General features: G+C 42.3%; 27 protein-coding genes and 1 other annotated feature. Of the genes, 23 read left to right on the forward strand and 4 right to left on the reverse strand.

The features are described 5' to 3' along the window. Nucleotides 1-156 precede the first annotated feature (156 nt). Nucleotides 157-999: a DegV family protein gene (locus ACVC7Q_RS01310; RefSeq protein WP_447264534.1), complete on the reverse strand. Its 843-nt coding sequence runs from the start codon at nt 997-999 to the stop codon at nt 157-159. A gap of 129 nt (nt 1,000-1,128) precedes the next feature. On the opposite strand from ACVC7Q_RS01310, the gene ACVC7Q_RS01315 reads away from it, so the two are divergent. Both ACVC7Q_RS01315 and ACVC7Q_RS01320 read left to right on the forward strand, forming a co-directional pair. Then, nucleotides 1,129-1,698: a TetR/AcrR family transcriptional regulator gene (locus ACVC7Q_RS01315; RefSeq protein ID WP_342977621.1), complete on the forward strand. Its 570-nt coding sequence runs from the start codon at nt 1,129-1,131 to the stop codon at nt 1,696-1,698. A 99-nt stretch (nt 1,699-1,797) separates the two neighbouring features. After that, on the forward strand, nt 1,798-2,367 hold the full coding sequence (locus tag ACVC7Q_RS01320) for an HD domain-containing protein (protein WP_447264535.1): 570 nt from the start codon (nt 1,798-1,800) through the stop codon (nt 2,365-2,367). 42 nt (nt 2,368-2,409) lie between these two features. Here the strand turns inward: ACVC7Q_RS01320 and ACVC7Q_RS01325 are convergent, their stop codons facing one another. Beyond that, on the reverse strand, nt 2,410-3,288 hold the full coding sequence (locus ACVC7Q_RS01325; protein ID WP_447264536.1) for a polysaccharide deacetylase family protein: 879 nt from the start codon (nt 3,286-3,288) through the stop codon (nt 2,410-2,412). Nucleotides 3,289-3,464: 176 nt separating this feature from the next. On the opposite strand from ACVC7Q_RS01325, the gene ACVC7Q_RS01330 reads away from it, so the two are divergent. The 10 genes from ACVC7Q_RS01330 to ACVC7Q_RS01375 all read left to right on the forward strand — a co-directional run bounded on the left by ACVC7Q_RS01330 (nt 3,465) and on the right by ACVC7Q_RS01375 (nt 12,483). Continuing rightward, nucleotides 3,465-4,751: a homoserine dehydrogenase gene (locus ACVC7Q_RS01330; RefSeq protein WP_447264537.1), complete on the forward strand. Its 1,287-nt coding sequence runs from the start codon at nt 3,465-3,467 to the stop codon at nt 4,749-4,751. 2 nt (nt 4,752-4,753) lie between these two features. Further along, nucleotides 4,754-5,620, forward strand: a complete 867-nt coding sequence (gene thrB / locus ACVC7Q_RS01335) for a homoserine kinase (RefSeq protein WP_447264538.1) — start codon at nt 4,754-4,756, stop codon at nt 5,618-5,620. 83 nt (nt 5,621-5,703) lie between these two features. Further along, entirely contained in the window at nt 5,704-6,684 is a 981-nt protein-coding gene (locus tag ACVC7Q_RS01340; protein WP_447264539.1) for a hypothetical protein, read from the forward strand. Between the two features lie 119 nt (nt 6,685-6,803). After that, nucleotides 6,804-7,700, forward strand: a complete 897-nt coding sequence (gene murB, locus ACVC7Q_RS01345) for a UDP-N-acetylmuramate dehydrogenase (RefSeq protein ID WP_447264540.1) — start codon at nt 6,804-6,806, stop codon at nt 7,698-7,700. 208 nt (nt 7,701-7,908) lie between these two features. After that, nucleotides 7,909-9,066: an ABC transporter ATP-binding protein gene (locus ACVC7Q_RS01350; RefSeq protein ID WP_070665290.1), complete on the forward strand. Its 1,158-nt coding sequence runs from the start codon at nt 7,909-7,911 to the stop codon at nt 9,064-9,066. Further along, nucleotides 9,047-9,853 (forward strand): ABC transporter permease, encoded by an 807-nt coding sequence (locus tag ACVC7Q_RS01355; protein WP_223346177.1) that lies wholly within the window; start codon nt 9,047-9,049, stop codon nt 9,851-9,853. Before ACVC7Q_RS01350 ends, ACVC7Q_RS01355 begins: the two co-directional genes overlap by 20 nt. Continuing rightward, nucleotides 9,850-10,623, forward strand: coding sequence for an ABC transporter permease (locus tag ACVC7Q_RS01360; protein WP_003002847.1), 774 nt, complete (start codon nt 9,850-9,852; stop codon nt 10,621-10,623). Before ACVC7Q_RS01355 ends, ACVC7Q_RS01360 begins: the two co-directional genes overlap by 4 nt. Continuing rightward, nucleotides 10,620-11,690: an ABC transporter substrate-binding protein gene (locus ACVC7Q_RS01365; protein WP_447264541.1), complete on the forward strand. Its 1,071-nt coding sequence runs from the start codon at nt 10,620-10,622 to the stop codon at nt 11,688-11,690. The genes ACVC7Q_RS01360 and ACVC7Q_RS01365 overlap by 4 nt, the downstream gene beginning before the upstream one ends. Before the next feature lie 120 nt (nt 11,691-11,810). Further along, complete coding sequence (locus ACVC7Q_RS01370; protein WP_447264542.1) at nt 11,811-12,281, forward strand: hypothetical protein; 471 nt, start codon at nt 11,811-11,813, stop codon at nt 12,279-12,281. Then, complete coding sequence (locus ACVC7Q_RS01375) at nt 12,274-12,483, forward strand: hypothetical protein (RefSeq protein ID WP_447264543.1); 210 nt, start codon at nt 12,274-12,276, stop codon at nt 12,481-12,483. Before ACVC7Q_RS01370 ends, ACVC7Q_RS01375 begins: the two co-directional genes overlap by 8 nt. Nucleotides 12,484-12,502: 19 nt before the next feature. Here ACVC7Q_RS01375 and ACVC7Q_RS01380 read toward each other — a convergent pair whose 3' ends face one another. Beyond that, a complete protein-coding gene (locus tag ACVC7Q_RS01380) occupies nt 12,503-12,937 on the reverse strand; it encodes a DUF6556 family protein (RefSeq protein ID WP_447264544.1) in 435 nt (144 codons plus the stop codon). Nucleotides 12,938-13,129: 192 nt separating this feature from the next. Between ACVC7Q_RS01380 and ACVC7Q_RS01385 the strand changes: the two genes are divergently transcribed. From ACVC7Q_RS01385 to ACVC7Q_RS01395, 3 genes are read left to right on the forward strand one after another with little or no spacing between them, the layout of a single operon-like run. Then, nucleotides 13,130-14,272 (forward strand): cysteine desulfurase family protein, encoded by a 1,143-nt coding sequence (locus tag ACVC7Q_RS01385; protein WP_447264545.1) that lies wholly within the window; start codon nt 13,130-13,132, stop codon nt 14,270-14,272. Nucleotides 14,273-14,290: 18 nt separating this feature from the next. Then, complete coding sequence (thiI, locus tag ACVC7Q_RS01390; protein ID WP_447264546.1) at nt 14,291-15,511, forward strand: tRNA uracil 4-sulfurtransferase ThiI; 1,221 nt, start codon at nt 14,291-14,293, stop codon at nt 15,509-15,511. A gap of 52 nt (nt 15,512-15,563) precedes the next feature. Continuing rightward, nucleotides 15,564-16,106: a hypothetical protein gene (locus tag ACVC7Q_RS01395; RefSeq protein ID WP_447264547.1), complete on the forward strand. Its 543-nt coding sequence runs from the start codon at nt 15,564-15,566 to the stop codon at nt 16,104-16,106. A 172-nt stretch (nt 16,107-16,278) separates the two neighbouring features. On the opposite strand, the gene ppdK is transcribed toward ACVC7Q_RS01395, so the two are convergent. Further along, nucleotides 16,279-18,897, reverse strand: a complete 2,619-nt coding sequence (ppdK, locus tag ACVC7Q_RS01400; RefSeq protein ID WP_447264548.1) for a pyruvate, phosphate dikinase — start codon at nt 18,895-18,897, stop codon at nt 16,279-16,281. 239 nt (nt 18,898-19,136) lie between these two features. Here ppdK and ACVC7Q_RS01405 point away from each other — a divergent pair, with 239 nt between their 5' ends. The 8 genes from ACVC7Q_RS01405 (at nt 19,137) to ACVC7Q_RS01440 (ending at nt 25,670) form a co-directional block, all read left to right on the forward strand. After that, nucleotides 19,137-19,775 carry a helix-turn-helix transcriptional regulator gene (locus tag ACVC7Q_RS01405; protein ID WP_447264549.1) on the forward strand — a complete coding sequence of 213 codons (639 nt, stop codon included), beginning with the start codon at nt 19,137-19,139 and terminating at the stop codon, nt 19,773-19,775. 2 nt (nt 19,776-19,777) lie between these two features. Then, nucleotides 19,778-20,590, forward strand: a complete 813-nt coding sequence (locus tag ACVC7Q_RS01410) for a pyruvate, water dikinase regulatory protein (protein WP_447264550.1) — start codon at nt 19,778-19,780, stop codon at nt 20,588-20,590. A gap of 53 nt (nt 20,591-20,643) precedes the next feature. After that, nucleotides 20,644-22,554: a fructose-1,6-bisphosphatase gene (locus ACVC7Q_RS01415; RefSeq protein ID WP_447264551.1), complete on the forward strand. Its 1,911-nt coding sequence runs from the start codon at nt 20,644-20,646 to the stop codon at nt 22,552-22,554. Between the two features lie 198 nt (nt 22,555-22,752). After that, nucleotides 22,753-22,839: a sequence feature (ribosomal protein L21 leader region), on the forward strand. Nucleotides 22,840-22,872: 33 nt separating this feature from the next. Next, nucleotides 22,873-23,187 (forward strand): 50S ribosomal protein L21, encoded by a 315-nt coding sequence (rplU, locus tag ACVC7Q_RS01420; protein ID WP_003002830.1) that lies wholly within the window; start codon nt 22,873-22,875, stop codon nt 23,185-23,187. 15 nt (nt 23,188-23,202) lie between these two features. Then, a complete protein-coding gene (locus ACVC7Q_RS01425) occupies nt 23,203-23,547 on the forward strand; it encodes a ribosomal-processing cysteine protease Prp (RefSeq protein WP_031573608.1) in 345 nt (114 codons plus the stop codon). A gap of 17 nt (nt 23,548-23,564) precedes the next feature. Then, nucleotides 23,565-23,858, forward strand: coding sequence for a 50S ribosomal protein L27 (gene rpmA / locus ACVC7Q_RS01430; RefSeq protein WP_003002805.1), 294 nt, complete (start codon nt 23,565-23,567; stop codon nt 23,856-23,858). Nucleotides 23,859-24,069: 211 nt separating this feature from the next. Beyond that, nucleotides 24,070-24,816: a DeoR/GlpR family DNA-binding transcription regulator gene (locus tag ACVC7Q_RS01435; RefSeq protein ID WP_201037582.1), complete on the forward strand. Its 747-nt coding sequence runs from the start codon at nt 24,070-24,072 to the stop codon at nt 24,814-24,816. Nucleotides 24,817-25,193: 377 nt separating this feature from the next. After that, nucleotides 25,194-25,670 (forward strand): PTS sugar transporter subunit IIA, encoded by a 477-nt coding sequence (locus tag ACVC7Q_RS01440; RefSeq protein WP_254726823.1) that lies wholly within the window; start codon nt 25,194-25,196, stop codon nt 25,668-25,670. The last annotated feature ends 28 nt before the right edge of the window (nt 25,671-25,698 follow it).

The following is a 25,698-nucleotide window of genomic DNA, read 5'->3' on the forward strand; positions in this document are numbered from 1 at the left end:
ATTCGATTTCGTCGTCCCACCTCCGCACAGTTGAGTAGGGCTGTAAAGTTGATGAAATTAGCGTAGTAGAGCCCACTCAACCACTGCGTCTTGCTCGACAATCCAAAAACAATTGAGAGGCTAGGACTTTTGTCCTAGCCTCTTTTTAGTGGTAACTTAAATCTCATACCCCATGAGGAGCCCGCCTTCTTCGGCGTAGAAACTACAAAGTCCAGAAGTAGGAAGGACTTCGATGTTTGCACGGGCAAATTTCTCACGAACCAATTCAGAGAATTGCTCGATAAATTTTTCATTGTTGCGGTGGGCAATGGTAATATGTCCGCCATTATAGCCTGCCTTGATTAATTCATCAAAAGCAGCCTTGATCGCTTTCTTTTTGCCCCGTGCTTTTTGAAGCAACTCGAGGGTACCTGTCTTACTAGCTTCCCCAACCATACGGATATTGAGGAGCCCGACAACCGTTCCGATCAATTTGCTGAGACGCCCATTTTTGACCAGATTATCCACCTTGGCCAAAACAAAGAGCAACTTGGTTTTTTCTTGGTATTTTGTGATGACTTCGACCACTTGATCAAAATCCAGATCTTCAGCAACCAACTGGTTGAGCTTGCGAACGATCAGGTCCACCTCGCCCCCAGCTGACAAGCTATTAATGACGTGAATATTGGTATTCGGATGCTCTTCCAGATAAATTTTCTTGGCCACCTCAGCACTATTGTAACTACCAGAAAGGGTACCTGTGATGGTAACAACGAAGATATTATCCGCCCCTTCAAAAGACTTCATATAATCATCCGGACTTGGACAGGCAGACTTAGATGCAGTCGCAGTCGCGTACATCTCCTCCATCATCTGATCGATATTGAGTTGGGCATTATCTGTATAGATGGTATCCCCCACTTGGATGGTCAGTGGGACACTGACAAACTCTGTATCTGGTGCAAGGTTGTCCAAAGAGCGGTAGTCACATCCTGAATCCGCAATAATTTTCCATTTCATCAGTTCATACCTCATAATTGTATAAAAATGTACATTGACAAGTAGTTTGTCTTCTTTTACAATTATATCATGAAGTACAGTGCTATCCAAGCAGATATCATCAGGTGAGACAGATAGAAAGTAAATGTTATGGCAGAAAGAAAAATATCCGAGAAATCCTTGGAAAATCTCAAACGATTTAACCAAGAAAACAATGCGATTACACGAGAATCCATCGAAATCTCTCTCCTGCAACTATTGGAGAAAAAAGATCTGAAAAAGATCACCATCTCTGAGCTGGTTCAGCGTGCTGGGGTCTCTCGCGCGGCCTTTTACCGCAATTATGGATCAAAAGAAGAGATTCTAGAGTCTATCTTTCAATCTAGTATCGCAAAGATTACCAAGTCTTTAGATGGCTACAACCTCAAGACAGATCTCTACCAAGTCTGGGTCTATCTTTTTAAGGAAGTCAAGAAAGAGGCCAAGATTATCAGCCTGGCCATTGATTACAATTTTGAACGGCTCTTGACCAAGGCAGTCTATGACTTTTTAGAAAAACGAAATGGCAGCTCATCAAATGGTGCTGCCAGCTACCTCAATTCTTTCTGGAGCTCCGCCATCGTCTCTGTGATCTCCAAATGGATCAAGGATGGCATGAAGATACCCGCTGAGAAGATCGCGACCCTTGGCCTTCCCCTCTTTCCACAAAAGAAGAAGTAAGAACCACCGAGAGGTGGTTTTTAGTAAACTTCCCCCTCTCCATAACTAGCTCAAATGAATAGATAGAACTGTACACAGATTATTCAAAGGAAAAGAACGATGATCGAAGAACGAATTCTTGCTGCTAAGCAGTATGTTAAAACCTTATTTGCTGATCGAGCGGATGGCCATGATGTGGGGCATACCCTTCGCGTCTATATCAATGCTATGAGAATCGCGCAAGCAGAAGGTCCATGTGATCTGGAGATAGTGGGCTTGTCAGCTCTTCTTCACGATGCTGATGATGATAAATTGTTTCAAACAGAGAATAATGCGAATGCTCGCATGTTTCTAAAAGAGGTTGATATTCCTAAAAACCAAATCGACCAGATTTGTAAGGTAATCAATGCTGTTTCTTTCAGCAAAAATCGCGGTAAACATCCAGAAACCTTAGAAGGCAAGATTGTCCAGGATGCAGACCGCCTGGATGCGATAGGAGCTGTAGGAATTGCGCGAACTTTTTCCTATGGTGGCCACAAAGGGAGACCCCTTACTGATACCGTCCAACATTTCCATGACAAGTTGCTCCTCTTAAAAGATGAAATGAACACGGAGACTGCTAAACAAATGGCAGAAAGTCGCCACCAATTTTTAATCACCTTTCTAAATGAACTAGAGAAGGAACTCTAACAAGAACCCCTGTCTGAAATGATCTCAGACAGGGGTCTTTCTTTATTCTTGGATCATGGCTAGGAGATCCTCTCCTGTAGTGGTTGGAAGGATCCGAACTCGTTTGAGGGAATAGAGGCCATCAGCGGAGCTGGCGAGTCCATTTTTAGTGGTGAGGCCTAGTTTGTAGTCAGCTTTCTTGGCTTGGTCGATCGTGACCTGGCTGTAGCGACCAGATGGGTAGACGATAACGCTGGTATTTTGATCCAGCACCTTATCCAGCAGGCGTTTAGAAGCGACTAGCTCATTCTTTTGGGTCTCAAGGCTGGAATTGGCTAGGTCTGGATGATTGACCGTATGGCTTTCAAAGGTCAAGCCAGCATGTTTCATCTCTTTGATTTGGTCAAAGGTCAGGACATTTTCTTTTTCCTTTTGGGTAAAGTCTGTGATGATATTGTTGGTGGCCGTCATCTTGTATTTCTTAAGAAGCGGATAGACGATGGTATAGAAATCCTCGACGCCATCATCAAAGGTCAACCAGACATATTTCTTTCCTTTGGGCACTTCGTTCTTAGCGAGGATGCGATAGGCTTCCTCTGGTGTCAATGTGTAGTAACCCGCTTTTTTCAGGGCCTTTAGTTGGCTCTCAAAGGTTTCTGGATCGACAATTAGATTGGCATTGGCAGCTTCGGACTCAGCCATATTGTGCACAGAGTGGTACATGAGGATGGGCAGTTTGACCGGCTTTTTCACTCGGGTCCACTCGATAGAGGAGCTATCCTCCTCGAGAGAACGTGTCACAGCAGTGCTACTTGTATTTCCGTCACTCGGCTGAGTGATCCGTTTGATCAGAAGAAAGCTACAAATAAAGATACAGACCAGTAGGAAGGCGTTAATTCCAAGTAGGGCTTTGATTTTTTTAGGTACTCTTCGTTTACTCATGGTGTCACCGCTTTCATTATTTTCTATATTGTACCACAAATTCTATGTTTTTTTCCAGAACTTGCTACAAACTGGTCCTGTCATGAAAATTCAGACTTTTTAAGGCAATTGGCTGTCAAAAGCCCAAGTTTTTGTTATAATGGAGCTATTATAGAAAATTCAAGGAGACTCATAGGATGTCTGTTAAAATTGCCTTACTAGGATTTGGTACTGTTGCTAGTGGCGTACCATTTTTATTAAAAGAAAACCATGAAAAAATCACCCAGGCAGCTCAAGATGAAATCGAGATCGCCAAGGTCTTGGTTCGCGATGATGCGGAGAAGGAAAGCTTGCAAGCGGCTGGTCATGACTACAACTTTGTGACCAATGTCGATGAGATTATTGAAGACAAAGAGATTGCCATCGTGGTTGAATTGATGGGCCGGATAGAGCCAGCCAAGACCTTTATCACCCGTGCTCTGGAAGCAGGTAAGCATGTGGTCTCTGCCAACAAAGACCTTCTTGCTGTTCATGGAAGTGAGCTGCTAGAGATTGCTAAAAAACACCAAGTGGCCCTTTATTATGAAGCTGCCGTAGCGGGTGGGATCCCCATCCTTCGGACCTTGGTGAATTCTTTAGCTTCCGACAAGGTGACCAAGGTTCTTGGTGTGGTCAATGGTACTTCTAACTTCATGATGACCAAAATGGTCGAAGAAGGCTGGACTTATGAGGATGCTTTAGCAGAAGCGCAACGCCTTGGTTACGCTGAAAGTGACCCAACCAATGACGTCGAAGGGATCGATGCAGCCTACAAGATGGTGATCTTGAGTCAATTTGCCTTTGGGATGAACATCCAATTTGACCAAGTAGGTCACAAAGGAATCAGCCAGATCACTCCTCAAGATGTCTCTGTCGCTCAAAGCCTTGGTTATGTGATCAAACTGGTCGGCTCGATCGTTGAAACCGAATCAGGGATTGCAGCAGAGGTGACACCAACCTTCCTTCCAAAACAACACCCACTTGCTGGTGTGAACGACGTCATGAATGCGGTCTATGTGGAATCCATCGGGATTGGTGAGTCTATGTACTATGGACCTGGTGCTGGTCAAAAACCAACTGCGACAAGTGTCGTTGCCGACCTCGTTCGCATTGTCCGTCGTCTAAAAGAAGGAACGATCGGCAAAGCCTTCAATGAATACAGTCGTCCTCTTCAATTGGCTAAGCCTGAAGATGTGAAGAACAATTATTACTTCTCAATCAAGGCACCAGATGCGACTGGTCAAATCTTGCGTCTCGCGGAGATCTTTAATGCAGAAGGAGCTTCCTTCAAACAAATCCTCCAAGAAGACTCTGATGGTCACTATGCAAGTGTGGTTATCATTACCCACCAAGTCAATCAGACACAATTCAAGAACTTGGTTGAAAAACTGGATTCAGAGCCGAATTTCGAACTCTTGAATACCTTTAAGGTCTTGGGAGAATAAGCATGAAGATTATTGTTCCAGCAACCAGTGCCAATGTAGGGCCCGGATTTGATTCTGTTGGGATTGCCGTTACTCGTTATTTGACCATTAAAGTGCTTGAACCAGCAGATGCTTGGTTGATTGAGCATGATTTAGGAGCAGGGATTCCGACAGACGAGAAAAACCTCTTGCTCTCAACAGCCCTGTCGATTGCCCCAGCTATTCAACCACATCATATCAAGATGACCAGTGAAGTGCCTTTGGCGCGTGGTCTTGGTTCTTCTAGTTCTGTCATTGTAGCAGGGATTGAATTGGCCAATCAATTAGCCAATCTCCAGCTATCAGATGCTGAGAAATTACGCATCGCGACCGAGATCGAAGGGCATCCGGATAATGTAGCTCCAGCTATCTTTGGGAATATGGTCATTGCGAGCTATATTGGTGAGGATGTCCAATATGTTACGGCTGACTTCCCAAGCTGTGATCTGGTGGCCTTTGTACCGAGCTACCAATTGAAGACCAGCGATAGTCGCAATGTCCTACCGAAAGAATGGTCTTATAAGGAAGCTGTTGCAGCTAGTAGTGTAGCCAATGTGGCCATCGCAGCTCTCCTCAAGGGAGATTTGCTGACGGCTGGTCGCTCCATTGAGTCAGATCATTTCCACGAGCGCTACCGTCAATCCTTGGTCAAAGAGTTCCCTCAGGTAAAAGAAGTTGCGCATCAACACGATGCTTATGCCACCTATCTTTCAGGAGCAGGCCCAACAATCATGAACCTTTTGGCACCGGAGCATGCCGCAGCCTTTGTCGCAGCTCTCGAAAACCTCAGGCTAGATGGTCAGATTTTCCAACTTAAAATCGACACATTTGGCGTTCGTGTTGAGAAATAAGACTGAATGTAACACAATTGAAAAAAGGATGTATACTTTTGTATATGTCCTTTTTGCTTCTCCTATGGTAGAATGGGAACTGTATGGGGATAAGCTCAAGCTTTCCCGAAAATCTAGGGGGAAACATGAAACCAGAATATTTATATAGTATTGCTACCGATCTTGGTCTGAAATTTGATGGCGAAGCTCGTGTGATGTACGGGGAGCGTGAAGGCTTCTTGTTAGTCATTGAAGGAGCTCAAACCAAGAATGTATTTACCATTTCACTTAGTGTGAAACAAGGTTCCGAAGGAGACTTAATCGAAGACGGTGAGATTCTTTGGAATGAATTAAAAGAACAATCAAAAGCCATTAATGCCATCTCTTTTGATGGTTACTTGACCTCGATCGTCGTCAAAGGTGGGATGACCAAAGGGAAGGCTGTCGAAACCTTATGGACAGCTATCCAAGATATTGTTGATTTCTTACTCAACCACCAATTTGTGCAAGTGAATGCGGAGACGGGTGAGGAAGAACCGATCGGCCTCTATCAAATCGGTGATGCGATCTTTTTAATCGATGATGCAACCTTTAGAGCCTACGAAGCAGAAATGCAAGACACGGTGGAGGCTTATGAAGCGCGGGAAGAAAACTTCCTCTTAGGGATTGTAGGGGCCGTGATCGGTGTGATCATCGGTGGAGCAGTTGCCCTCTTAGTAGCACGTCTCGGCTATGTGTCTGTTTTGGCAGGTGCGGCCCTCGGTTTTTGTACCATCAAAGGTTATGAGATTCTTGGTAAAAAATTGACTAAAAAAGGTGTGGTAGTTTCAGCAATTTTGATGGTCTTGACCGTCTTTTTGGTCAACCAATTAGATTATACTTTGGCGCTTATGAGTGAACTGGATTTGCCATTTGGTATGACCTGGTCGCTTCTCAATGAAGCGACATTCCAAGGGGACGTCCCAGATAACTTTTATTTGAATCTAGGCTTGCTAGCTGTCTTTACTCTTGGTGGTGCTTGGATTTCAGTCAAATCAGCTCTGGATGGACAAAAGAATCGTACCATCGCACGTAAAATTGCATAATAAATGGTAAAAGGAAGGCCTGAATACTATGGGCCTTCTTTTGTTTTTTAGGGTCGAAAAATAGTCAAAAATTTGGTATAATAGTTTGTATTTTATATAGAGAGAGAACAGACAGAAAGATGATTGAAGAAATGAATCAAATTCTTGAAGGGATTGATATCCGTTTTCAAGAACCATTAAAATATTATACCTATACAAAGGTTGGGGGAAATGCTGAATTTCTGGCCTTTCCTCGCAACCAATACGAATTAAAACGAATTGTACGCTTTGCGAACCAGGAGAATATTCCATGGATGGTCCTGGGGAATTCTTCTAATATTATTGTCCGAGATGGGGGCATACCGGGATTTGTCATTATGTTTGATCGCTTGCGAGATATCAGTGTGGATGGTTATGTGGTCGAAGCAGAAGCAGGGGCTAAACTCATCGACACCACCCATGTGGCCTTGTACCATAGTTTGAAAGGCTTCGAGTTTGCTAGTGGCATTCCAGGCAGTGTTGGTGGTGCTGTCTTTATGAATGCGGGAGCCTATGGAGGAGAGATTGCTCATGTTCTGGTGTCCTGTAAGGTCTTGACCAAAGACGGGGAAATCGAAACTCTGTCAGCGAGTGAACTAGCTTTCGGTTACCGTCATTCTAAGATTCAAGAGACAGGTGCTGTCGTCATCTCTGCCAAATTTGCTTTGTCACCAGGCAATCACGAGCAAATCAAACAGGAGATGGATCGGTTGACCCATCTTCGTCAGTTGAAACAACCCCTTGAATACCCTTCTTGTGGATCTGTCTTTAAGCGTCCTGTCGGTCATTTTGCAGGTCAATTAATTAGCGAAGCAGGTCTGAAAGGCTATCGAATTGGTGGTGTGGAAGTTTCTGAAAAGCATGCTGGCTTTATGGTCAATGTCGACAATGGAACAGCTAAGGACTACGAAGATCTGATCGCCCATGTCATTGAGGCAGTAGAAGCTCACTCAGGCGTCCGTTTAGAACCAGAAGTTCGCATTATCGGCCAAGCCTAAGAACGTTAGTATTGAAGAACAGTTGATAGTGTAAACATCGATGGCATCAGTCGGAAAGGGGGTGAGTGCCTATCGATACCGTAAATAGGTGGGGCAGTCTAATAAGTCCCCGAGAGGTATTGGTGGTCTGACAGGACTTCCTGTCAGCCGCTGCGTTTTCGTTTGAAAAGCAGTTTGGTAATCGTAGTAAAGAAGGAATTTATGTGAATTGAAAAAACCAATTATTGAGTTTAAAAATGTTACAAAGGTCTTTGAAGATAGCGGAACCGTTGTCCTAAAGGATATCAATTTTGAATTGGAAGAAGGGAAGTTCTATACCCTGCTCGGTGCATCTGGATCAGGAAAATCAACTATCCTGAATATTATTGCCGGTCTTTTGGATGCTAGCTCTGGAGATGTCTACCTTGATGGGGAACGGATCAATGATGTCCCTACCAACAAGCGGGATGTCCACACCGTCTTTCAGTCCTATGCCCTGTTTCCGCATATGACGGTCTTTGAAAATGTGGCTTTCCCCCTTCGTTTGAAAAAGCTGGACAAGGCTGAGATCGAACGTCGAGTTTCAGAAGTATTGAAAATGGTCCAGTTAGCAGGATTTGAAAAACGCTCGATCCAAAAATTATCGGGTGGTCAACGCCAGCGGGTAGCTATTGCACGGGCTATTATCAATGAACCACGAGTGGTCCTTTTAGATGAGCCTTTGTCTGCACTTGACTTGAAACTTCGGACAGACATGCAGTATGAGTTGCGAGAATTGCAACAACGCTTGGGGATTACCTTTGTCTTTGTCACTCACGACCAAGAAGAAGCCCTTGCCATGAGTGACTGGATCTTTGTCATGAATGAAGGAGAGATCGTCCAATCTGGTACACCAGTTGATATCTATGATGAACCGATCAACCACTTTGTAGCGACTTTTATCGGGGAATCCAACATCCTAGATGGTCGCATGATCGAGGACTACTTGGTTGAGTTCAATGGCAAACGCTTTGAAGCGGTCGACGGGGGGATGCGTCCAAATGAACCAGTTGAAGTCGTCATTCGTCCAGAAGACTTGCGCATCACTCTTCCTGAAGAAGGCAAGCTCCAAGTAAAGGTGGACACCCAGCTCTTCCGTGGGGTGCATTATGAGATCATTGCCTATGATGATTTGGGAAATGAGTGGATGATTCACTCTACTCGTAAGGCCATCGTGGGAGAAGTCATCGGGCTAGACTTTGAACCAGAAGACATCCACGTCATGCGTCTCAATGAAACCGAAGAAGAATTCGATGCGCGGATTGAAGAGTACGTTGAAGTGGAAGAGCAAGAAGCTGGTTTGATTAATGCCATTGAGGAGGAGAGAGATGAAGAAAACAACCTCTAATCTATTTATCCTCCCCTATTTCTTGTGGATTTTTCTCTTTGTCTTGGCTCCTGTAGTCATGATTATCTTTCAATCATTTTTCAACGTTGAAGGGCAGTTTTCACTTGAAAACTACAAAGAGTTCTTTACTTCGCAAAATCTGACCTATTTAAAGATGAGCTTTAATTCGGTCCTTTATGCCGGAATCGTCACCTTGGTGACGCTCTTGATCTCCTACCCGACTGCTTACTTTTTGACGCTGCTCAAACACCGGCAGTTGTGGTTGATGTTGATCGTCTTGCCAACCTGGGTCAATCTCTTGCTTAAGGCCTATGCCTTTATCGGAATCTTTGGTCAAGACGGCTCTATTAATAGCTTTTTAAGCTTTCTCGGAGTCGCTCCCCAGCAGATCCTCTTTACCGATTTCTCCTTTATCTTTGTAGCTAGCTACATCGAGTTGCCTTTCATGATCTTGCCGATCTTTAATGTCTTAGATGACTTAGATCCAAACTTGATCAATGCCAGCTATGATTTGGGAGCCAATCGTTGGGATACCTTCCGTCGTGTGGTCTTCCCCTTGTCCATGAATGGAGTCCGTTCAGGTGTGCAGTCTGTCTTTATTCCTAGTCTGAGTCTCTTCATGTTGACACGGATGATCGGTGGAAACCGCGTCATTACCTTAGGGACTGCGATTGAACAGCACTTCCTGACAACACAAAACTGGGGAATGGGTTCTACCATCGGAGTTGTTCTGATCCTTGCCATGCTCTTGACCATGTGGGCAACGAGAGAAAGGAGAGAACGATGAAAAAAGTATCTCATTTCTATCTAGGTTTCGTCTTTCTGATTCTCTATCTTCCTATCTTCTATTTGATCTTTTATGCTTTCAATAAAGGGGGAGATATGAATGCCTTTACAGGCTTCACACTTGAACATTTCAACGAGTTGTTCGCAGATAGTCGCCTGATGCTGATCTTGTCAGAGACCTTCCTGTTGGCCTTCTTGTCAGCCTTGATTGCGACGGTGATCGGAACCTTTGGAGCCATTTATATTTATCAATCTAAGAAGAAGTTAGAAGGACCATTGCTTTCCATCAACAACATTCTTATGGTAGCGCCAGACGTTATGATCGGGGCCAGCTTCTTGATTCTCTTTACGACGGTGAAGTACCAGCTAGGTTTCTTATCAGTTCTAGCTAGTCACGTGGCCTTCTCGATTCCCATTGTGGTCTTGATGGTCTTGCCGCGCCTTAAGGAAATGAACCGGGATATGGTTAATGCTGCCTATGACTTAGGAGCTACTCAAGTGCAAATGCTCAAAGAGATCATGTTGCCGTATCTGACACCAGCCATTATTGCGGGCTACTTTATGGCCTTTACCTATTCTCTTGATGACTTTGCCGTGACCTTCTTTGTAACCGGAAATGGTTTTACAACCTTGTCTGTAGAGATCTACTCACGTGCTCGTCAGGGAATTTCCCTCAGCATCAATGCCTTGTCAGCCCTTGTCTTTCTCTTTAGTGTGCTCTTGGTCATCGGTTATTACTTTATCACCCGTGAAAAGGAGGAAGCAGCATGAAAAAACTCTATTCATTCCTAACAGGGATTGTCATGGTGATCTTGATCCTCTGGGGAATTAGCCACCAGATCGAAGCCAGCATGAATACCAAGAATAGTGACAAGCTAGTCATCTATAACTGGGGAGATTATGTTGATCCTGAATTGCTCCAGGAATTCACCAAAGAGACGGGAATTCAGGTGCAATATGATACCTTTGATTCCAACGAAGCCATGTACACCAAGATCAAGCAGGGGGGCACGACCTACGATATTGCCATTCCGAGTGAATACATGATTGCCAAGATGATGGATGAGCATTTGGTTGAAAAATTGGATCAATCCAAGATCAAAGGGATGGAAAATATTGATCCAAAACTGTTGAACCAATCATTTGATCCGGGCAACCAATATTCCGTTCCTTACTTCTGGGGCACCTTGGGGATCGTCTACAATACTAAGATGGTCAAAGAAGCTCCGGAACATTGGGCTGATCTCTGGCGTGAAGAGTACAAAAATGACATCATGATGTACGATGGGGCGCGTGAGGTGATGGGAATTGGTCTCAATACCTTGGGCTATAGCCTCAATGAAAAGGATCCCAAGAAATTGCAAGAGGCAGTAGATAAACTCTACACCTTGACGCCAAATATCAAAGCTTTGGTGGCCGATGAGATGAAAGGCTATATGATCCAAAACAATGCAGCTATTGGGGTTACCTTCTCAGGAGAAGCTAGCCAAATGCTGGATGCCAATAAGGATCTTCGCTATGTCGTCCCAACCGAAGCCAGCAACCTTTGGTTTGATAACATTGTCATTCCAAAAACCGTGAAAAATAAAGAAGCAGCATATGCCTTTATTAACTTTATGCTTCGTCCTAAAAATGCTTTGAAAAATGCTCTTTATGTTGGCTACTCAACGCCAAATAAAAAAGCCAAAGCCATGTTGCCAAAAGAAATCCAAAATGACCAAGCCTTCTATCCAAGCGATGAAACACTGGACCATTTGGAAGTCTATCAACAATTAGGCAAGAAATTGCTTGGAGTCTATAACGATCTTTACCTTCAGGTCAAGATGTATCGAAAATAACACAAAAGGAACCTCCGGGTTCCTTTTTTATTACTGCATAAAGTCTCTAACTAGTGAGTTAGATTGAGATTCAAATGAAAGATGCTATAATAGTAAAGAAAGTGACTGGCCCATTCAGTCATGAAAGGAAGGATTGGAGAAGAAGAGATGAAGAGAGGACTGGAACTATTTTTGATTATTCTGTTACCGATCCTAGGACTCGTTTTTTTTGGAGGAAAAATCATGACCCTGACCAAAAGGCCGGAGCAGAAGATAACGGCCTCTTCTTCAAAGAAAGTCGTAAAAAAATCAGAAGAAGAGATAAAAAAAGAACAACTTGACTATCTAAAAGAACACGAACAGAAGGTTATTGATTTAGTCAAAGCAAAAAATTCAAAAGTTGAATCCGTTCAGATTGATTGGGATCAGACACAATGGGGTGATGGTGGACTGACAACTCCTGAATATTATATGAGTGTTTATGGACGTATAAATAATATTGAAGAATCAAGTTGGGGAGTAGATATCCCAATTAATGAGGACAATACATTGAATCTAGATGAGATGTATATAGGATCCGACATTAGAATAGGGGGAAGATTATTTGAGTAATTGGAATTTGAGCAGTTTTGACAATCTATATGGTTCATTAGCTGAATCAACTTATCGTGATAGGCCCATGAACTTTCCATATAAGCAATTGGATCAAATCCAGGAAGAGCGCTCAAAGCTCAAATGGGAGTATGACAATGAGATCGATGCTTTCTATAAACATCAGAAAAAATGGAAATCAGAAGCTAAGAAAAATCAGTAAGGTTGCCCTTACTGATTTTTTAGTTGGATCCAGATGATGCTGTATCTGCGCCACTGTCTGTTGCGGTGGAGCCTTGGTCTTGTGCAGCAGATGAACTGGTGTCTGCAGCAGATGAGCTATTGGTTTCTTTTTGAGAACTTGTCTCTGTATTGCTTGAATCGGTTTGCGTGTTGGTATTTGTGTTGGTGTCAGTCGCGGTAGAGTCAGAACTCTTATCGTGAACCACGACGACGCTGGTGCTGCTAGATGGCTTATCTTCTGTTTTTTGATTGTCTTTATTAAGCAGACTCATAATCGTAATAGAAGTGACGATAATCCCTAAAAGACTAGCAATTGTAGCTACAACCGTTTGAAATAGTGATAGACCTTGTTTTACCTTTTCACCGCGAGATGGTTTGGTATCGACTTTTTCCTCAGGTTTTTGGTTTTTGTTACTTCTTGAATATTGTGACATATTGGTTCTCTTTCTATCATGAATTTTTTTTTAACACTTTCCTATTATAAGTCATTTTCTGAAAAATGTCTAAAAAGAACTGAATTTTAGGGAGTGATTTTGCACCAGGTCTAGTGATCAAATCCTTGTCCCAAGCGGTTAGAAATGATAAAATAGAAGTTACGTAAAAAGAAAGTGATGGATGTTCAAGACATGATTTATTTTGATAATTCAGCAACGACCAAACCCTATCCGGAAGCCCTTGCGACCTATACGGAAGTAGCGAATCGGATCTGGGGTAATCCTTCTAGTTTGCACAATCTAGGTAGTCAAGCTACTCGTATTTTAGAGGCTTCTAGAAAACAGATTGCGGAGTTAATTGGTAAGAAAGCTGAGGAGATTTATTTCACGTCTGGTGGGACGGAAGGAGACAACTGGGTTCTCAAGGGTGTCGCCTTTGAGAAAGCCCCTTATGGCAAGCATATCATTGTCTCTGACATCGAGCATCCCGCTATCAAGGAGTCCGCTGCTTGGTTAAAGACGCAGGGATTCGAAGTGGATTATGCTCCAGTGGATGCGCGTGGCTTTGTCAAAGTGGATGCCTTGGCTAGTCTTCTCCGTCCAGATACGACCTTGGTCTCTATCATGGCCGTCAACAATGAGATTGGCTCCATCCAGCCCATTCATGACATCGCGGCACTCCTTGAGGATCGCCCAACCATTAGTTTCCATGTCGATGCGGTTCAAGCCTTGGCCAAGGTGGCAACAGAGCTCTATCTACCAGAGCGCGTGGACTTTGCAACCTTCTCTAGTCATAAATTCCATGGCCTTCGTGGAGTCGGCTTTGTCTACATCAAAGAAGGCAAAAAGATCACACCCCTCTTAACAGGTGGTGGCCAAGAAAAAGAAATGCGGTCGACGACAGAAAACGTAGCGGGAATCGCAGCGACAGCAAAAGCCCTACGCTTGGCTATTGAAAACCAAGAAGCTTTTGCCAGCAAGACTCAGCAAATGAAAGAAGTCATTCGTCAAGAATTGGCTAACTATTCAGATGTCACCGTCTTTTCTGGTGAGGATCACTTTGCGCCTCACATCTTGACCTTTGGAATCAAGGGCGTTCGAGGAGAAGTAGTCGTCCACGCCTTTGAAGAGTTTGACATCTACATCTCGACGACCAGTGCCTGCTCTTCCAAAGCTGGAAAACCAGCAGGTACTTTGATTGCGATGGGAGTGGACAAGAGTATGGCCCAGACAGCAGTCCGATTGAGTCTCGATCTTGAAAATGACATGAGCCAAGTCGAGCAATTCTTGACCAAGTTCAAACTGATTTACGAGCAAACACGAAAAGTACGTTAATTATAGAAGGAAATCAATATGACCTTAACCTATTCAGAAATTATGATTCGCTATGGAGAGCTTTCTACTAAAGGGAAGAACCGCATGCGTTTTATCAACAAATTGCGCAATAATATTCAAGATGTTTTATCTATTTATCCAGCTGTCAAGGTGATCGCAGACCGCGATCGGGCGCATGCTTATCTGCACGGAACAGATTATGAACCAGTGGCAGCATCGCTCAAGCAGGTCTTTGGGATTCAAAATTTTTCACCCGTTTACAAGATTGAAAAATCAGTTCCAGCCTTGAAAGCTGCTGTACAAGAGATTATGAAGGAGATTTACAAGGAAGGCCTGACCTTTAAAATCTCAAGTAAGCGGAGTGACCACACTTTTGAGCTCGATAGCCGCGAGCTCAATCAAACTCTAGGTGGCGCTGTCTTTGAAGCGATCCCAACCATTCAGGCACAGATGAAAAAGCCAGATATCAATCTGCAAGTCGAAATCCGAGAAGAAGCAGCCTACATCTCTTATGAAACCATCAAGGGAGCAGGCGGTCTTCCTGTCGGGACCTCTGGCAAGGGCATGCTCATGCTGTCTGGTGGGATCGACTCTCCAGTAGCTGGTTACTTGGCCTTGAAGCGTGGCGTGGATATCGAAGCGGTCCACTTTGCGAGTCCTCCTTATACAAGTCCTGGTGCGCTGAAAAAAGCGCAAGACCTAACACGCAAGTTGACCAAGTTTGGGGGCAATATCCAATTTATCGAGGTGCCCTTCACAGAGATCCAAGAGGAAATTAAGGCAAAAGCGCCGGAAGCTTATCTCATGACCCTGACTCGACGTTTTATGATGCGCATTACAGACCGGATTCGTGAGGAAAGACGTGGTCTCGTTATTATCAATGGCGAGAGCTTGGGACAAGTGGCTAGTCAAACTCTAGAGAGTATGCAGGCTATTAATGCAGTGACCAATACGCCGATCATTCGTCCGGTGGTGACCATGGACAAGTTGGAGATCATTGACATCGCCCAAGCGATTGATACCTTTGAAATCTCGATTCAACCATTTGAAGATTGTTGTACGATTTTTGCGCCTGACCGTCCAAAGACCAATCCAAAACTTAAGAATGCGGAGCAGTATGAACAACGCATGGATGTGGAAGCTTTGGTCGAACGAGCTGTAGCAGGCATCATCGTAACAGAGATCACACCAAAAGCAGAAAAAGATGAGGTCGATGACCTGATTGAGGATCTATTATAATAGAGACTGGGATTTTCCAGCCTCTTTTTAAAAAGAACTAGAAGGAGAGAAAATGAAAAAAATTATCGTATTAATGACGAGTTTGCTTCTGTTGACAGGCTGTGTTAAAGTATCCTTTACTGGCCCGAAAAAAGAAGAGAAGACGAGCCAATCAACTAGTAGTAAAAAAGAACCTCTCACATTTGTTAGAGCCGACAAGTATAAAGACCAGGAAAACGAAGTCTTGGAAGCCTCTGAGAAATTTATCAAGGAACATCCGACGCTCGGAGATGCCGGTAAAATATTTGTCTTTTTCCCAGGTTATACGTTTGGAAATGAGGAAAATCGCTTTGCCTTATTCTTAATGGTAAATCGGACCACTACAAACATTGATCGAGACGCCTCTTTTGTTCTGAACTTGGAATATGATGGAGCACCGCTTCTTGAAAATATTACCGTAGACTATCAGATCAACGAATCAGGTGTTTTAAAACCGAATATGGTTTCAGCTATTCCTGTTAAAATCACCAAAGAACAAGAAGAAAAATTGAATAGCATGACTGATTCGTCGAAAGCTAAAATGAGTTTTAAGGACTTCAAATTTAAAAGCAACTGATAAGAGGATGGAGATAAAAAATAATAAGACTTCAATCACCCCTGAACCTAGAACTGTCTTTTAGGTTGAGGGGCTTTTTGATCGCAACAGAAAGAAAGGGATCTAGTCTGTAATGGGAAGGCTAGATCCTTTAAAATATAGAGGGTTACAAGAAATATTCAGTAAGCACAGATTAGTTTTTGGCTTGAATTGCTGCTTGAGCAACGGCTAGTCTAGCAGCAGGAACCCGGTAAGGAGAGCAGGAAACGTAAGTTACTTGAATGTTTTGGAAGAAGGAGATAGAAGAAGGATCTCCGCCAACTTCGCCACAGATACCGATAGCGAGGTTTGGTTTTACCTGATGTGCTTTGCGGATGGCGATTTTCATTAATTCACCGACGCCATCCTTATCAATTTTTTGGAAAGGGTCGAAAGAAAGAATATCCTTATCCTTGTAGTGGCCAATGAATTTTCCAATATCATCCCGAGAGAAGCCATAGGTCATCTGGGTTAAGTCATTGGTGCCAAAACTGAAGAAATCGGCTTCTTGAGCCAGTTTATCAGCAGTTAGGCAGGCGCGGGGTAGTTCAATCATGGTACCAATTTCATAAGGAAATGGCTCCTGACCATACTGCTCGAAAAGATGTTCAATATGTTGAACGAGATACTCTTTGATGCATTCGAATTCTTTTTGATCAGCAATTAAAGGAACCATGATTTCCGGCTTGATCGTTTGACCTTGCTGATGCAATTTGATAGCACTTCTAAAAATAGCTTCTGTCTGCATCTTGTAGATTTCCGGCTTAGTTATGCCGAGACGGCAACCCCGGTGTCCCAACATCGGATTACTTTCCTGCAGACCTTCGATGCGGTCGGCAAGTTTTTCAGGAGATTTTTTTAGTTTGCTTGCTAATAATGCAATTTCTTGGGAATCCCTAGGTAGGAATTCATGCATGGGTGGATCAAGTAGGCGAACAATCATTGGTTTGTCTTGGACGGTTTGGAACATTTGGAAGAAATCTTTTTCCTGGAAGTCTAGGAGCCTATTGAGGGCTTCTTTTGTTTCTTCTTCGGAATCCGCTAAGATGAGGCGACGCATTTCGAGAATCCGTTCTTGTTCAAAGAACATGTGTTCCGTACGGGCTAGGCCGACGCCTTTGGCCCCAAAGTTCATTGCTGTCGTTAAGTCTTTGACTGTTTCTGCATTGGCTCGAACTTGAAGGATGGCGACTTCATCTGCCCAAGCAAGCAAGCGCTGGAGGTCTTGGTTATTTTCTACTAGGACAGTTGGAAGTTCGCCACGATAAATGCGGCCAGAATAGCCGTCGACGGAGATCAGATCTCCCTCCCTTAGGACTAGACTGCCACAGGAAAGGGTTTTGTTCTCCTCGCTAATGGTCAACTCTCCACAACCAGCGACACAGCAAGTTCCCATACCACGAGCTACAACAGCAGCGTGAGAAGTCATACCCCCTTGGCTAGTGACAATGGCTTGGCTGACAATCATCCCTTCAATATCTTCTGGAGACGTTTCTTGTCTTACAAGGATGACTTTTTTCCCTTCTTGATGGATTTCTTTAGCTCGATCGGCAGTAAAGACGATTTGGCCAGTAGCTGCACCTGGGCTAGCTGGTAGACCTTGGGCTAAGAAAGGAGCTTTCTCTAAAGCAGTTTCCTCAAAGACTGGGTGTATTAGTTGACTGATGGAAGCAGGGGCAACTCTGAGGAGTGCCTCTTCCTTACTAATCAGACCTTGATCCACCATATCTAAAGCAATCTTTAAGGAAGCCTTGGCTGTTCGTTTTCCATTTCGGGTTTGTAGGATGTAGAGCTTGCCTTTCTCGATGGTAAATTCAATATCCTGCATATCCTTATAGTGGTTTTCAAGGATCTTGGCATAGTCTTTGAAAGCCTGATAGGTTTCTGGTTGGATCTCTTTTAAGGCTGCAATCGGCTCGGGCGTACGGATACCAGCGACGACATCTTCCCCTTGAGCATTCAGCAAAAATTCACCGAAAAGTTCCGCCTCCCCAGTTGCAGGATTTCTAGTGAAGCAAACCCCTGTTCCGCTGGCTTCGTCACTATTTCCGAAGACCATGGCTTGAACATTGACAGCTGTTCCTAAATCATGAGGAATCTGATGAAGCTCCCGGTAAATTCTAGCCCGATTGTTATTCCAAGATTTAAAGACTGCTTGGATAGCTGCATAGAGTTGCTCATTAGTGGTCTCAGGAAATTGCTTCTTGTGTTTGGCGTAGAGATCTTTATAGCGCTGGATCAATTCTTGTTGCTGGGCCAGGTCAAAATCATGGGCCTTTTTATTCTGTTTTTGTTCAAATGTAGCTAGTTGCTCATCAAAAAGTCCCTTATCAATGCCATAGACCACATCAGCAAACATTTGGAGTAGACGGCGATAGCAGTTGTAGGCGAAATCAAGATTGGTTTCTTTGGCTAGTAATTGAGTCCGTTGATCATTGAGACCAAGATTGAGAATGGTATCCATCATCCCAGGCATCGAAAATTTAGCTCCGCTCCGGACAGAGACTAAGAGTAAGTGAGGATCTTCTCCTCTAAAGGACTTACCCGTTTTTTCTTCCAATTGGGCAACCGCTTTCAAAATCTCCTCTTTTAAAGAGGAATCAAAGAAGTCAGGATGATCAAGATAGTGGATACAACTTTTAGTAGTGATGGTAAATCCAGGAGGAACGGGTAGTCCCAAATGGCTCATCTCCGCTAAATTAGCCCCTTTCCCACCCAGGAGATCATTGTCCTTCGCACTCCCTTCTTCGAAGGAGTAAATCCATTTTGTCATATAAGCCTCCAAAAAACTAAATATGTGTCATATTTAAGACAAAATCATTGTAATATACATCACATATATTTGTCAAATAAAACATACCTCTTTTTATGTTGACTATTTGGATTATTTTGCTATAATATTCAGTAAAAATGATGATTATTTGAAAGTGAAGAATGGATATAGTGTGAATATTTCCTTGGATAGGTCTGATATAATCATTATGGAGATAGAAATAGAAAGGCTAGGAAATTTTGAAATTAAGTGAACGTCAAAAGAAAATAGTTGAAATTGTAAAATTGCATCAGCCCTTAAGTGGAGAGAAGATTTCTGAGTTATTGGATATTTCAAGGGCGACCCTGCGTCCAGATTTGTCCTTTCTAACCTTGGTTGGTATTTTGAAAGCTACACCAAAAATTGGCTATACCTACTCTGGATTAGATCTCGAAACGCTTTACTTTTTTGATACTTTTCAAAAAGAAGTGGCAGAGATCATGACCTCTCCTGTTTTAGTCACCCATGATTCCTATATTCAAGATGCGATTATTACCCTTTTTATGTATGATGCCGATGTCCTCTATGTTATCGATGAAGACAAGCTCTTACTGGGAATTATGTCCCGTAAAGATTTATTGAGAGCATCTCTCAATTCGAGTATACAGACGACTCCTGTAGCAGTTTGTATGACTCGAATGCCCCATATCATTACCTGTACAAAAGACATGAACATCTTAGAAGCGGCTGCTCTCCTGCAAGATCATGCCATCGATTCCTTACCGGTAGTCGATGAAGAGAATGATCGAAAAGTTGTTGGAACGGTGACCAAATCAGCCTTGCTCGATTACATTATTCTACAAGCAAGAAATGCTGAACTGAAGAGTGAAGAGGAATAAATATGAAAAAAGAGATCATTGTATATAGTATTTCAGATTCTTTGGGTGGGACTTCCCAAAAATTATTGTCAGCAGTTACCGCACAGTACCCAGATATCATTTTTAATAATAGTTATCGGTTCCCTTTTATCAATCAAGAAGAGGAACTCTTGGATATCTTATATGATGCCTTGAAGGATAATGCACTTGTCATCAGCACCTTAGTCAATAGTCAGTTAGCATCAGTAGCCAGAGAATTTAGCCAAAAAAATGCTTTGGCTTATTTGGATCTCATGTATCCATTTTTTGAAATTATTGAAGAAAAGACTGGTACCAGACCAATAGAAGTTCCAGGAACCTTGCACCGCTTAGACAGTGATTATTTTAAGAAAATTTCAGCAATTGAATTCGCTGTTAAATATGATGACGGTAAGGTACCTCAGGGGTTTTTAGAAGCCGATTTGGTCCTGCTTGGTGTTTCCCGTACCTCAAAAACTCCCCTGAGTATTTACCTGGCCAATAAGGGCTACAAGGTTGCAAATCTGCCTTTGATCCCTGAAGTTCCTTTACCTCAGGTCTTAGATAAGGTTGATTCTCGACGCTTGATTGGTCTGATCTGTGAGCCTGAAAAATTAATGAAAGTTCGAAGCCATCGCTTGGATTCTTTAGGATTAACGCAAGAAACAAGTTATACGGATTTAGAAAAAATTTATCAAGAATTGGATTATTCCAAGAAGGTCTTTAAACAATTTGGCGCTCAAATCATCAATATGACAGATAAATCGATTGAAGAGACAGCTTTCCTAATTGAAGAGGAATTGAAGAAGATGAACTGATTCTTGAATCAGCGTAGATGAGGTTGTAAATAGAGAATCCTTGGAGAGTTGATATGGAGCAATATAAGCGTATTTTACTAGAGAAATTTGATTCTCGTCAAAAAGTCATTACTGAACTTACTAATCTTGAGGCCATTTTGAACCTACCAAAAGGGACAGAGCTTTACATTAGTGATATTCATGGAGAATTTGCAGCTTTTGATTATATTTTGAGGAGTTGCGCTGGAATTTTAAATGAAAAAATTAATGACTGCTTTGTAGCTTCATTGACACAAGAGGAAAAGAATACACTGTCAGCTCTCGTATCTTATCCAGAACGGGTTTTGGAACAAGTGAATAAGGAGAAAGAGTGGTATAAATCAACGATTTCTCAGCTCTTAACTCTACTAAGTTTTGTGGCAGCTAAATATAGCCGCTCCAAACTTAGAAAGGCCTTGCCCCAGGAATATGCCTATATCATAGAAGAACTGATCTATAGTGATCTTACACTAGCTGATAAACATTCTTATTTCCATACGATCTTAAGTTATGTTATTGAACTAAGAGAAGCGGATCCCTTTATCTTGGGAATTGCCAGCAGTATTCGTCGCTTATTGATTGATCACCTGCATGTGGTAGGAGATATTTTTGATAGAGGGGTTGGAAGTGCCCAGGTAATGGATGAGCTCCTTGATTTTCATTCTTTAGACATTCAATGGGGCAATCACGATATCATTTGGATGGGGGCTTACTTTGGATCCAAGGCATGTTTATTGAATGTATTGCGCATTGCAGCACGTTATGGTTACTTATGGGATATCGAAAAAGCCTATGGTTTAAACATTCGTTCTTTAAGCTTATTTGCGGATAAGACCTACAAAGCCAATCCTAAGTTTAGTCCCATCCTAGGGACAAGGGCGGATGAATTTACAGCTGAAGAAATATTGCAACTGGAAAAGGTTCATCAAGCGCTGGCCATTCTCCAATTTAAGGTAGAAACTCAATTGATGAAGAGACGGCCAGAATTTCAGATGGACAATCAAATCCTGCTGGATAAAATTGATTATTGGAAGAACTCTATCACCATTGACGGGAAGAACTATTCCTTGCAAAACACCTGCTTCCAAACCATAGATCGGGCAAATCCTTCAGAATTAAGCATAGAGGAAAAACAAATAGTAGCTAGTATGCTGTCTTCCTTCCAAGGATCTCCCAAAATGGCTGAACATATGGAGCTCTTAATGCAAAAGGGATCCATGTATAAGATTTACAATCACCACTTGCTGTTTCATGGTTGTATACCCTTGAAACCTTCTGGGGAATTTCAACCTCTAGTGCTTCATCAAGCTCAGTATGCGGGGAAAGAATTACTAGATTTTTTCGAATATCATATTCGCCTTGCAGCAAAAAACAAAGAGGTTGGGGATGACCTTTCAACGGATTTAGTATGGTATTGCTGGCGAGGGCCATTGTCTCCCCTCTTTGGGAAGAATAAGATGACGACCTTTGAACGGTATTTTATTGAAGAGCCAGAAACGCATAAGGAAGTAGAAAATGAGTATTTTAGCTATCGAAATTCAAAAAAGATTTGCCAATTACTTTTAGAGGAATTTGGTCTTGAAACCAACTTATCTCGTATTGTGAATGGCCATACACCGGTTAAAACAGGAAAAGGGGAATCACCCATTCGAGGTGAAGGACTGCTCTTTGTCATTGATGGGGGGCTTTGCGAAGCTTATCAAAAGAAGACAGGTACAGCAGGTTATTCACTCCTTAATAATTCCTATGGCTTTCAACTTGTCACCCATCAGCCCTTCCAAGATATTCAAAAGGTTGTAGATTCGCCATTTGAGCAAACGTCCTTGAAGAAGGTGATTGAAGACCTGGAGGACCGTACCCTCATCCAGTCAACTACCATCGGTCAGAACTTACTAGAACAACAGCAAGAATTGATCCAGTTGCTCCATGAATTTTATGATGCTTGACATCATTCACCAAAGGAACAAATAAAAGAAAAAAAGAATCTTAAATAATACTTTTATAAAGATTGCCAAGAGCTTTAGTAGCTATTTAATTCTTTTAAACACTTAAAAGAAATTTTTCAAAGAAAATTCGCTTTCAAAGCGCAAAAATACTTGTCTTTGTCTGATAGAAGTGATATACTTAGAGAGTTGACTATGCACATGCCTGTGCAACCGCTCGATCATCGTCGCTCATCCTTTGAGCTTAAGTGGTTCGTCCCACGATGCTAGGCGAGTCTTCACAAAATACGGGGAAACCCAAAAATACATAGGAGGTGCATAATGAGCACATACGCAATCATTAAAACTGGCGGAAAACAAGTTAAAGTTGAAGTTGGTCAAGCTATCTACGTTGAAAAATTGAACGTCGAAGCTGGTCAAGAAGTTACATTTAACGAAGTTGTTCTTGTTGGTGGTGAAAACACTGTTGTCGGAACTCCACTTGTTTCAGGAGCTACTGTTGTTGGAACTGTTGAAAAACAAGGAAAACAAAAGAAAGTTGTTACTTACAAGTACAAACCTAAAAAAGGTAGCCACCGTAAACAAGGTCACCGTCAACCTTACACTAAAGTTGTCATCAACGCTATCAACGCTTAATTTTTAGGAGAACACATGATACAAGCAGTCTTTGAACGAGCCGAAGATGGCGAGCTGAGGAGTGCAGAAATCACTGGGCACGCTGGAAGCGGTGAATATGGCTTTGATGTCGTGTGTGCATCGGTTTCGACTCTAGCCATTAACTTTATCAACTCTGTTGAGAAATTTGCAGGCTACGAACCGGATCTAGAATTAAACGAAGAAGAAGGTGGCTTCCTTCGGGTCACTATCCCGACAGATATTCCACCACATCAAAGAGAAATGACCCAACTATTCTTTGAATCATTTTTCTTAGGGATGGCAAACTTATCGGAGAACTCTTCAGAGTTCGTCCAAACAAGAGTTATCACAGAAAACTAACATGGAGGAAAACAATTATGTTGAAATTGAATCTTGCTAACTTGCAACTTTTCGCCCACAAAAAAGGTGGAGGTTCTACATCAAACGGACGTGATTCACAAGCAAAACGTCTTGGAGCTAAAGCAGCTGATGGACAAACTGTAACAGGTGGATCTATCCTTTACCGTCAACGCGGTACACACATCTACCCAGGTGTGAACGTTGGACGTGGTGGAGACGATACTTTGTTCGCAAAAGTTGAAGGCGTAGTACGCTTCGAACGTAAAGGTCGCGATAAAAAACAAGTTTCTGTTTACCCAATCGCAAAATAAAAAGGTTTTTAAACCTTTTTGTCCCGAGCCTGATCCAAAGGTGAGGAAGCTAGAAATAGCAAAATTAAAGCTTTCTGATTTATCAGAAGGCTTTTTTCTTTTATTTATTTAAAAATATCATGTTTACCATTGTTAATATAATGTTTGAATTTGTGTTTTTTGAAAAATGTAGTATAATAGAGACAAATATAGTAGGAATGGAAGTAGTACCATGAAAGATAGCAGACATGTTGAAATTCTTCAGGAACTGGATCGAAAAAGTGTGGTATCAGTCAAAGAACTCAAGGAACTCTTTGGGGTGACAGACATGACCATTCGTCGCGATCTGATCGATCTTGAAAAACAAGGTCTTTTAGTTCGTGTACATGGTGGAGCCCACAAAAAGGTAAAAGATAGCTTGTTAGAGGCTTCTCACAGTGAGAAAAATCTCATCAATATTGATGAGAAACGAACCATTGCAAAAAAATGTGCAGAGTTGATCGAAAATGGGGATACCGTCTTTATTGGGTCTGGTACGACAACAGATTTTATCGGCGACTATTTAGAAGGAAAGGAAATCAGTATTGTCACCAATTCCCTCCCCATTTTTGAAAAGCTAAAGGATTTTCCAAATTATGACCTGATCTTAGTTGGTGGTCGCTACCGGGTGAAGACACAAACTTTTGTCGGGCAATTTGCCAATAAACTCTTGAAAGAAATAAAGGTTTCTAAAGCTTTCATCGGGGTCAATGGCATCGATGGGCATCATGTTTCCACAGCCAATGAAGAAGAAGGAAATGGTAATGCTATTATTCTAAACAATGCAATTGAGAAATATGTGGTTGCAGATAACAGTAAGTTTGATAGCTATTCTTTCTATAGTTTCTATCGAGTGGAAGACCTGAATGCCATTATTACTGATGATAGTATTCCAAAGAAGATCAAAGACAAATACGGCTTGTATACGAAAATCATATAAAATCAGAGGCTGGGACAAAAGTCCTAGCCTCTCAATTGTCTTTTGATTGTCGAGCAAGACGCAGTGGTTGAGGTGGCGGATAGAACTTGCGAAGCAAGTATCCTAAGTCTTTGTTCGCTTTTTAAGCTTCAAAGATGCCCTATGTTGACGGAAACTATGTTTCCTTTATCTGCAACCTTCAACAGTCTCCCAGACTGTTGAAGCTGTCCCACTCTCTTTTTACTGATTTAATGATGTTGGAAAATGACGGATAGAAAGCGCTTTAGAGTGTTATATAAACAAAAATGAACAAATTTAGACAAAAAAAGATTGACAATCAATCAATATAGTGATATACTGAAGCTATAAATAAATAGTTAGATAAGGAGGTGGCAACAATGGGGTTAAATCAACTCTTTAACAAAGATCTTGTGTTTTGCCTACATGCCAAGGATCAAACAGATCTCTTTAAGCAGGTAGCAAGCTTATTGGAAGAGCGACAGATTGTGACACCAACCTATCGTTCCGCTTTGATTGAGCGTGAAAAGTCTTTCCCGACTGGATTAGACATGGAATTTCTTGGTAAGGACTTACCAAATGTGGCGATCCCGCACACAGACATTGTCCATAATCTCACTGAGAATGTGGTTGTGGTTCGTTTGGATCAACCCGTAACCTTCCATAATATGATTGCTCCAGATAAGGAAGTTCAAGTTTCACTCTTATTCTTCATTATCAATAATACGAGCTCAAGCCAAACCAATATTTTGGCCCAGCTGATGGATTTCTTTACATCCAATGGAAATCTCGAAGCTCTATCAAAATTAGATAGTGAAGATAAGCTTTATCAATACATTACGGAAACTATTTCCTAAAACATTCGTAAATATTTATAATGGAGGA

The organism is Streptococcus sp. W151 (assembly GCF_053010205.1).